Genomic DNA, 9,991 nt, shown 5'->3' with positions numbered 1-9,991 from the left:
CCGATCTAAAACTTAGGTGGCCATGGCGACGGGGCCCACCCCTTACCATTCCGAACAGGGAAGTTAAGACCGTTTGCGCCGATGGTACTGCTATACCAAGTGGGAGAGTAGGTAGCCGCCTTTTTCGAAAGCCCTTTACAGTAATGTAAGGGGCTTTTTTTATTCAAGAAATCTTAGTCCTATTTAGTGATCTTAGTGACAAAGCCTTCATTTTACAGAGTAATATAGATGGTTATATATCTAATTACTAAGATATATAGCACTAATAAAAACTGAGATAATGATTTCTCGGGTTTTATTAATCTTAATATTTTTTGAAAAGAAATTAATCTCTGTTTATATTGAAAATAACACCTTCTATCTGCATTTGAGATATTTGGTTTTTGGAATAACCGTAAGTTATTTTAGAGTAGTTTTCCGCTTTATCAATTTTGTACAGTCCTGGTTTTTTGGAAATTACATAATCGTTTAATGGAAGGTATAAGCTATCTGTTGTAGCTTTTTCAAGTCTCATAGAAGAATAATTACCATTATTAGCTTTGTATTTATATATCACCACTAATGGATCTGTTAAATAGCGTTGTGTATTTTCTTTATCTTTTCTACTGGAATATGCATGAAATGTTATCGTTAACGCTAAGACTAATAATTCTGAAAATAGCCAAATTGGTCCTTTAGCATTGTCTTTAATGTTTTTCTAATGCATTTTAAGCACTTGTTACATTTATTTTGGCGATACTGTTTCTTTACAGTGCCTACAGTAAGAAGTTCCGCTTTTGCCTATTGGAAATACAGGTATCCAGAACACGTGTGCATGTCTTCTGTAAATGATAATATATAGTATATTGGTTATTGCAAAGCTGACAAGTTATATTTCTTGTTTTTACGGAGTCAAGGTTAGCTGATTCGGTACCGAAGAAAATAATATGGTTAGGTTTTGGTATTAAGTAAATATATAACATTGTTATATTTTACCTATTGACTTTATCATTAACCGTAATAAATCAGGTGATTATGATTGTAATTATACTGTAATAGAATCCGAGACAATATTTTTCATAATCATTTTTGCATGTATTCTTGAGTTTTCGATAAACCACTTATGTGTTTCCATACCACCACAAATGACACCTGCCAAGTAGAGTCCTTCAATGTTTGTTTCCATAGTTTCAGGATTGTATTCAGGTAGTTTTTTCTCATCATTGCTGATGTTTACTCCTAATTTTTGTAAGAAATCAAAATTAGGTTTGTATCCCGTTAATGCCAATACAAAATCATTTGGTATTTCTACTTCTTCATTATTTGTAACTAAAGTAATGGCTTCTTTTGTAATTGATTTAACTGTAGTATTAAAATAAGCCTTAATACTTCCTTCTTCAATACGGTTAATGATATCTGGTCTTACCCAGTATTTTACTCTTTTGCCTACTTCTGGTCCACGTATTATTAAAGATACTTCAGCTCCTTTTCTATAGCATTCTAAGGCAGCATCAATGGCAGAGTTACTTGCACCGATAACTGCTACTTTCTGACCTGAATAATAATGAGGGTTATCATAATAATGTACTACTTTCTCTAAATCTTCTCCGGGAACATTTAATAAATTAGGAATATCATAGAATCCTGTAGCTACTACAATTTGTTTTGAAGTGTAGGCATTCTTATTTGTTGTTATAGAAAACGCACCATTATTTTTCTGAATATTATTTACTTTTTCAAATAGATGCATATTTAGTTTATTAGAAGTGACGATACGGCGGTAGTATTCTAAAGCTTCATCTCTTTTTGGTTTGGCTTCATTACTTATAAAAGGTATTTCATCAATTTCTAATTTTTCGGAGGATGAGAAAAATTGCATGTTGCTAGGATAGTGAAAAAGAGAATTTACAATAGGACCTTTTTCAATGATAAGATATGAAAGTCCGTTTTTCTTTGCTTCTAAACCGCATGCAATACCAATAGGTCCTCCGCCAACAATTACAATATCAAATACTGTGTTCATCCCTTTAATTCTTTTATGGTGTTGCTAGGGTTATCACTTTTAAAAACAAAGCTACCCGCAACTAAAATATCCGCACCAGCATCAACTAATTTTTGTGAGTTGGCAGTGGTTACACCGCCATCAATCTCAATTAAGGCAGTTGAATTTTTTCTAGTAATCAATTCTTTTGCCTGTTTTATTTTTTTATAAGTATTATCTATAAAAGATTGCCCGCCAAAACCTGGGTTAACACTCATGATCAATACCAAATCTATATCTTGAATAATATCTTCTAATAGCATTACATTGGTATGGGGGTTTAAGGCAACGCCTGCTTTCATGCCTAAAGCTTTAATGGCTTGTATGGTTCTATGTAAATGAGTGCATGCTTCATAATGTACGGTTAGAATATGAGCACCTAAATTGGCAAATTCCTCAAGGTATCTATCAGGATCTACAATCATTAAATGCACGTCTAAAGGCTTAGTTGCATATTTATGTATTGCTTTAACGACAGGCATACCATAAGATATATTTGGAACAAACACTCCGTCCATTACATCTATATGGTGATATGTAGCCTCACTGGCGTTTACCATTTCTACATCTCGTTGTAGATTCCCAAAGTCTGCTGCTAAAAGTGATGGCGCTATACTTGCCTTTTTCATTATATAAAACCTTTATAATTCAATACAAAAATACGGATTTGTATTTCGTTCAACAGTTGTTTTTAAATTTTGCTTTAACTCTCTTTAGTCAATTTCAGTACCACCATTTTTTATAAGAATAGGATTTACTTTTGACTTGTATTGCTGAAAAATAGCGTTCAACTTGTTCAATTCAATATCCAATTCTGCCGATAATTCTTCGTAAACTTTATAAGCTCCATTTGTAGGTTTTGCTTCTCCTGATTCTACACTTCTTCTTAATGATGCCAATCTGTTATTTAATTTTATAGGGAAGTTTAAAGGGTCCTGTCCCGATTGGTTTTTAACTTGATATAGCGCTTCTTCAACTTCGGTTAACTCGTTCAAGAAGGGTGTAATCTCTGTTTCAAACTCGTTAATATTATCTTTTGCATCACCCAGCGATTTCTTGATTTCACGGATTTTAATAACCGCTTCATTCGCAGCTGTTGTCTTACTCATTATTTTGTTCGATAGTTCAAACTGCTTGTCTAAATCATCTTTGGTGATACCTTTTAGGTTTGGATCCATTTCAATATCAAATGCATAGGTTTTTTCATAATCACCAGATTTCATTTTTACTTTATAAGTCCCTAAAGGTGCTTTTGGTCCACGTGCTGGTCTTGCACTCCATATTATCATTCCTTCAAAAGTAGTAGCACCTTGATATCTCATGTCCCATGTAAAATTGTTTATTCCTTTTGCAGTGGTCGGTTTTGTGGATCCGCCTTTTAACCAATAAGGTATGTTAGGGTCTACTTCGTATTTAGGTTTGTTGCCGGTAAAAGTATTTATTAGTTCATCATTGGCGTCATAGATTTCAAAGGTGATAGTGTCTTTTTCTTCCTTTAAATAATATTGAATAGAAGCATTCGTCAACCCTCTTAAAGCATTTGTTGGTTTAAAAAGTACGGCTTCTTGATCTTTCATTTCAGAAGTGTATTGTCTTAAGGGCTGAATGTCATCAAGAATCCAAAATCCTCTACCGTGGGTTCCTAAAACGACATCATTATCTTTTACGACTAAATCTCTAACCGGTGTATCTGGTAGTTCCAATTGAAGACTTTGCCATAATTCGCCATCGTTCATGGAGAAGTATACTCCATGTTCGGTAGCTAAAAAAAGAAGACCTTCTCTAACGGGGTCTTCGCGAACCGCTCTTGCAAAATGCCCATCTTCTATTCCGTTAATAATTTTTGTCCAAGTTTTTCCATAGTCGTGTGTTTTAAAAACATAAGGTTGTCTATCATCTACTTGGTATCTATTTGCCGCAACGTATAATGTTCCTGGATTGTGAATTGACTCATCAATGATACTGACTCTAGAAAATTTTGGTAACTCTTTTGGTGTAATATCCGACCAACTTTCACCTCCATCCCTAGTAATATGTATTTTACCATCATCTGAACCTGCCCATATGGTATTAATGTCGTGGTTAGATGGAGCAAGAGCAAAGACAGTAGCGTAAATTTCAGGTCCGTTCATATCCATGGTAATAATACCCCCAGTTTTACCTAATGTAGATGGATCTGCATACGTTAAATCTGGACTGATTTTTTCCCAAGATTGTCCATCGTCCGTGGTTTTCCAAACATGTTGTGAGCACGTGTACATGACATTATCATCTTTTGGGGCAAACATAATAGGGAAAGTCCATTGCCAACGTTCAGGTAAAGCGCTAGCAGGCTCGCCAGAGAAAAATCTTGGATACACCTGTATATCTCTAGATTGACCATTACTTCTGTCATAACGTGTTAAAAGTGCACCTTGACTACCGGCATAAAATATATCTAAATTGGTTGGGTGTTGAGTAATCCAACCGCTTTCTCCACCACCAACGGCATATGCCCAACCATCACCTTGACCTCTTGCCTGCATGTGTTCCCATCCGTCACTTGGTACGGCAATGGTACTATTATCTTGTTGCGCACCTGCCACATGGTAAGGTATATCGTTGGTGGTCATGACATGATACAACTGAGTAGTAGTGTAATCTTCTTCTGTCCAAGATTTTCCACCGTTTAAACTAACAACGCCACCGCCATCATTTGAAGAAATCATTCTGTCAGAATTATTAGGGTCTATCCATAAATCATGATTATCTCCGTGAGGAACTTTGATTTTGGTATCAAATGTTTCGCCTCCGTCCGTAGATTTCCAAAAGTTTACATTTAGTCCGTAAACGATATCTTTATCCAATGGGTCGGCATAAATTCTAGAATAGTAAAATGCACGTTGCCTCAGTTTGCGTTCATCATTAGTTTTTTTCCAAGTTTTACCTGCATCATCTGAACGAAAAACTCCGCCTTCATTAGCTTCAACAATTGCCCAAACACGATTGGAATCTGCTGGAGATACGGTTACCCCAATTTTACCTAGCGGACCTTCTGGCATACCTGGGTTTTTTGAAAGATCTGTCCAAGTTTCTCCAGCATCAGTAGACTTCCATAGTTTACAATCTGGACCGCCGCCCCACATTTTCCAAGCTTTACGTTGCACTTGCCAAGTACTGGCATATAATACATTTGGGTTGTTGCGATCAATAATCAAGTCTACAGCACCAGCCTTATCACTTACGTAAAGTGTTTTGTTCCATGTATTACCACCATCGGTACTTTTAAAAACACCACGTTCTTCATTATCACCATATGGGTGACCTAAAGCTGCAACATATACAATATCAGGATTTGTAGGATGAATTCTAATTCTAGAAACCGCTTGTGTTTCTTCTAATCCTAAGTGTTTCCATGTTTCACCGGCATCAATTGATTTGTAAACGCCGTCACCTTGCGTAATACTACCTCTTAATTGTACTTCTCCCATGCCAATATAGACGATATCAGGATTTGTTTCGGATACGGCCACAGCGCCAACGGAAGAGCTAGTTATTTGACCATCTGTAACTGGTTTCCATTCATTACCACCATCGGTAGTTTTCCATAACCCACCACCAGTTGCTCCAAAATAATATTCATTGGGCCTACTTGGGCTGCCGGCAGATCCTAATGAACGTCCACCGCGAACAGGTCCAATATTGCGCCATTCTAAATTATCATAAAACGCTTTGTTGAGTGTAGTTTGCGAGTTGGTTTTTTTATTCTTCTTTTTTTGAGCATGCAAAGAGCTGCAAATAAATAAAAAGGAAAAAATAAAGACGAGAAGTGATTTTGAGTTCATACTAGTTGTTGTTTGGTAGGTGGATTTATTAATTATTAGCTTGAAAATAATAATTTAATTTACCATTAATGAGAGATAGGAAAACTTTATCGAGGTAAGAACTCATTTAATATCGTAAGTGTATTAAATGAAGATTGTCTTAAGAATACTCTTGTAATAAACAGATTATTTTGCCATTTCAATATTTATGAAATACAGCAATTAAAAAGTGGAGGTTTAAAATTTTTATTCTAAAAATTCAACGCCAAAACAATTAGGGAGTAACAGGTGTGTTATTGTATTTGTCTTAAGCCTTCATAAATAGAAATTGCAACTGCATTAGCTAAATTAAGGCTACGGATATGTTTACTGTATAAAGGGATTTTTACAGCTTTATCCTCATTTTTATTTAAAATAGATTTAGGTAAACCAACAGATTCTTTGCCGAAAACTAAAAACATATCATCTTCAAAATCAATTTCCCAATGATTTTTAGTAGCACTGGCAGAAAAGAAAATCATTTTTTCGTTTTTATTCTGCTCAAAGAATGCATCAACATTCTCGTACATTATAACATTTAGATGCTGCCAGTAATCAAGACCTGCTCTTTTTAAGCGTTTATCTGTAAGTTCAAACCCAAAAGGTTTTACCAAGTGCAGCGTAGAACCTGTGCCAAGAGCTAGTCTGCCAATATTTCCTGTGTTATTGGGAATTTCTGGTTCTATAAGTACAATATTAAAGCTCATTATTTTTTAAAGGATTGAAGGTATAAATGTTCCACTTTTTCACGTGCCCATGGTGTTCTACGTAAAAATTTTAAGCTAGATTTTATGGAAGGATTACTCTTAAAACAGTTAATATTGACCTGACCGGCTAAATCTTCCCACGTATACTTTTCTGTAAGTTCTTCTAGAATAGTAACCAATTTTACACCGTGCAGCGGATTGTTAGGTTGAGAATCTGAGCCCATAATAGATTTTTTATTTAGAAGTAGTAACTACGTTTAATTTTGAAATGCAATGTACATTGACAATGCCGGAACATCAAAATTGCCATATAAGGTACGAGTGCCGGTGAGGTCAAAGGTACTACCAGAAATCGCTTCTTGCCAAACTCCTTCAACTTTATAATTGATTTTTTCGTGGGATGCATTGTAGATAACCAAAATATTTTTCCAGCTATCATTATTTGCATTGTCAACTAAGGTAAATGAAACAAGGCTATCATTTACTTCTTGAAATCTTAGATGTTCACGAACTTGTACTGCAGTTGTCATATGAAAAGCTGGATGCTCTTTTCTTAGTTTAATTAGATCTTTATAGTAGAGAAAAACATCTTTATAATCATTTTTCCAATTCCAATTTAGTTGGTTAATGCTATCTGGTAGATTATATGAATTATGTTCGCCATTTTTAGTACGCAGCATTTCTGATCCGGCATGTAGAAATGGAGTCCCTTGCGATGTAAGTACAATGGCATTTGCCAATTTATCCATTGCAATTAAAGACTTAAAATCTGCATTGGGTCTTGAAATTTTTAGTTTGTCAAAAAGAGTATGATTGTCATGACAGGATACGTAATTTATAGCTTGCCATGGTTCGTTGGTCCATGGGGCGTCAGAGTAATTTACGCTTTTATAATTAACTTGAGGATGTTGAATAGCACCAACGATTCCGAATTTTATAGATTCTTCGGTATTTTTAGCTCCACTTACAAAACCTAAACTTTTATCTTTAAAAACAGAACCTTTTAATCCGTCACGTAAATCATCACTAAAAGCTCCTATACTATTTAGTTGATGGGTGTACTTTTTTAATGCTCGTTTTTCCTCTGGTAGAGGTGAATCTTTGGCAGTCCATCCTTCGCCATAAAGTAGTGCATCAGGATTTATTTCTAGAACAGCTTTGGATAGTTGATTCATAGTTTCAATATCATGAATGCCCATAAGATCAAATCTAAAACCATCAATATGGTATTCTTTTGTCCAATATAAAACAGATTCAATTATGAATTTACGCATCATTGCGCGCTCAGAGGCAGTTTCGTTGCCGCAAGCAGCAGCATCTGAATAAGAACCATCTTCCCAATGCCGGTAATAATAACCAGGTACTTCTTGATTAAAGTTAGATTCATCTGTTTTGCCGGTATGGTTATAAGCAACATCCATTATAACACCAATACCATTGTCATGAAAACTTTGAACCATTTGTTTAAATTCTTTAATGCGAACTTCTGCATTAAAAGGCTCGGTAGAAAAGGACCCTTCAGGAACATTATAATTTTGAGGATCATATCCCCAATTAAATTGCGGTGTAGTTAATTTGGTTTCATCTATGGCATAATGATCAAAAGTAGGTAAAAGGTGTACATGAGTTATGCCTAATTCTTTTATGTGGTCAATACCAGTAGCAATTTGGTTAGGTCCTTTTGTTCCAGGTTCAACCAAGCCTAAATAAGTTCCAGGTAAAGAAGATCCTGATTGTGGATGAATTGTCATATCTCTTATATGAAGCTCATAGATTATAGCTTCATTTTGGTGATTTAGAGAAGGGGAGTTATCATTTTGCCAATTTTTAGGATTAGTTTTTTCCATGTCGACAACCATTGCTCTATTTCCGTTTACGCCAACAGCTTGAGCATAAATCCCTGGTGTTTCATTTAGCCATTTGTTATCTGATTTAACTTGAAAAGTATAGTAAGTTCCGTTCAAATCACCGTCAACATTAATTTTCCAAATACCATAGTCGTCTTTGGTTAATGAATATTTTATATATGATTTAGTGTCGTTTCCGGTTTTATAAAGTTTTAAGATTACTTCTTCGGCATTAGGAGACCAGAGTTTAAATAAGGTAGATTTTTGACTGTACTGTGGCCATAGATTTTCATTTACAGGAGTTGGATAGCTGCTATAGTCAGTATTATTTTTATGTTGATTACAAGAACTAAAGCACATGAAAACTATTGAAATTAGTAGTGTGTATTTCATTGGGTTGGTAATGATGCTCTAAGATAAGGAAAGAAATTTAGGAGATGATAGTAGTTTAATCTTAGCTAAGTAAATACTAATGAAACTATTATAAATGAAAAAACTCCGGTAATCAGCCGGAGTTTATTCATCAATCAAAAAACGAACAGTCATGATAAACTGTTGTTACCGTTAAAATTACAATTAATATGCCATATTACCAATTTAGGGAATATTTAACGTGTAATTTTTATAGCTTGAACGCTGAGGGTTTTTAACCCAAATACGTTTTTAATATTTTACTTCTAGAAGTATGCTTTAAACGTCTAATTGCTTTTTCTTTAATTTGACGAACTCTTTCTCTGGTAAGATCAAAAGTTTCACCAATTTCTTCTAAGGTCATAGAATGCTGGTTAGCAAGACCAAAGTACAAACGAATAACATCTGCCTCACGAGGCGTTAATGTTTCTAAAGCACGCTCAATTTCTGTACGTAAAGACTCATGTAACAATTCTCTATCTGGATTAGGAGACTCACCACTACGAAGTACATCATAAAGGTTAGAATCTTCACCATCAATAAGAGGGGCATCCATAGATACATGTCTACCTGAGTTTTTCAATGATTGTTTTACGTCATCAACAGTCATATCCAATTCTTTCGCAATTTCTTCAGGTGAAGGCATTCTTTCGTGTGCCTGCTCAAGGAAAGCAAAAGTTTTGTTGATCTTGTTGATAGACCCAATTTTGTTCAATGGCAAACGAACGATACGAGATTGTTCTGCCAATGCTTGTAATATAGATTGACGGATCCACCATACGGCGTAGGAGATAAATTTAAATCCCCGCGTTTCGTCAAAACGCTGTGCAGCTTTGATTAGACCAAGGTTACCCTCGTTAATCAAATCTGGCAAAGTAAGACCTTGGTTTTGGTACTGCTTCGCAACTGAAACCACGAATCTGAGGTTGGCTTTGGTAAGTTTTTCAAGAGCGATCTGGTCGCCTGCCTTGATACGTTGTGCCAACTCTACTTCTTCATCAGCGGTAATCAAGTCTACTTTTCCAATTTCTTGTAAGTACTTGTCCAAAGATGCGGTCTCCCTATTGGTGACCTGTTTTGTAATCTTAAGCTGTCTCATTAAAATAAATTAAGTTCAGTTTGCATAGACTGCATATACTTATACGTAAAAAACTTCCGAATGTT

8 protein-coding genes and 1 rRNA gene are annotated in these 9,991 nt (G+C 35.2%); 1 reads left to right on the top strand and 8 read right to left on the bottom strand.

From position 1 onward, the window contains the following. The first annotated feature begins 12 nt into the window (after positions 1-12). Positions 13-124 (top strand): 5S ribosomal RNA (gene rrf / locus ABJI11_RS08515). A gap of 201 nt (positions 125-325) precedes the next feature. On the opposite strand, the gene ABJI11_RS08510 is transcribed toward rrf, so the two are convergent. From ABJI11_RS08510 to ABJI11_RS08475, 8 genes are all read right to left on the bottom strand, one after another. Then, positions 326-514, bottom strand: coding sequence for a hypothetical protein (locus ABJI11_RS08510; protein ID WP_348351219.1), 189 nt, complete (start codon positions 512-514; stop codon positions 326-328). Positions 515-1,024: 510 nt separating this feature from the next. Next, complete coding sequence (locus ABJI11_RS08505; RefSeq protein ID WP_348351217.1) at positions 1,025-2,002, bottom strand: YpdA family putative bacillithiol disulfide reductase; 978 nt, start codon at positions 2,000-2,002, stop codon at positions 1,025-1,027. Next, a complete protein-coding gene (rpe, locus tag ABJI11_RS08500) occupies positions 1,999-2,649 on the bottom strand; it encodes a ribulose-phosphate 3-epimerase (protein ID WP_348351215.1) in 651 nt (216 codons plus the stop codon). Before rpe ends, ABJI11_RS08505 begins: the two co-directional genes overlap by 4 nt. Positions 2,650-2,733: 84 nt before the next feature. Next, positions 2,734-5,844, bottom strand: coding sequence for a glycosyl hydrolase (locus ABJI11_RS08495; RefSeq protein ID WP_348351213.1), 3,111 nt, complete (start codon positions 5,842-5,844; stop codon positions 2,734-2,736). Positions 5,845-6,116: 272 nt separating this feature from the next. Further along, entirely contained in the window at positions 6,117-6,569 is a 453-nt protein-coding gene (locus tag ABJI11_RS08490; protein ID WP_348351211.1) for a tRNA (cytidine(34)-2'-O)-methyltransferase, read from the bottom strand. Beyond that, positions 6,569-6,793 (bottom strand): VF530 family protein, encoded by a 225-nt coding sequence (locus ABJI11_RS08485; RefSeq protein WP_348351209.1) that lies wholly within the window; start codon positions 6,791-6,793, stop codon positions 6,569-6,571. The genes ABJI11_RS08490 and ABJI11_RS08485 overlap by 1 nt, the downstream gene beginning before the upstream one ends. A 33-nt stretch (positions 6,794-6,826) precedes the next feature. Beyond that, the gene (gene pulA / locus ABJI11_RS08480) at positions 6,827-8,809 is read right to left on the bottom strand and encodes a type I pullulanase (RefSeq protein ID WP_348351207.1); all 1,983 of its coding nucleotides are present in this window, start codon (positions 8,807-8,809) and stop codon (positions 6,827-6,829) included. A 253-nt stretch (positions 8,810-9,062) separates the two neighbouring features. Continuing rightward, entirely contained in the window at positions 9,063-9,926 is an 864-nt protein-coding gene (locus ABJI11_RS08475; RefSeq protein WP_036156158.1) for a sigma-70 family RNA polymerase sigma factor, read from the bottom strand. Positions 9,927-9,991: the final 65 nt, after the last annotated feature.

Source organism: Maribacter sp. (assembly GCF_039968975.1).
Lineage (GTDB): Bacteria > Bacteroidota > Bacteroidia > Flavobacteriales > Flavobacteriaceae > Maribacter.
Note: the sequence above shows the minus strand (reverse complement) of the source record. Positions and strands in the feature narration are given on the sequence as shown.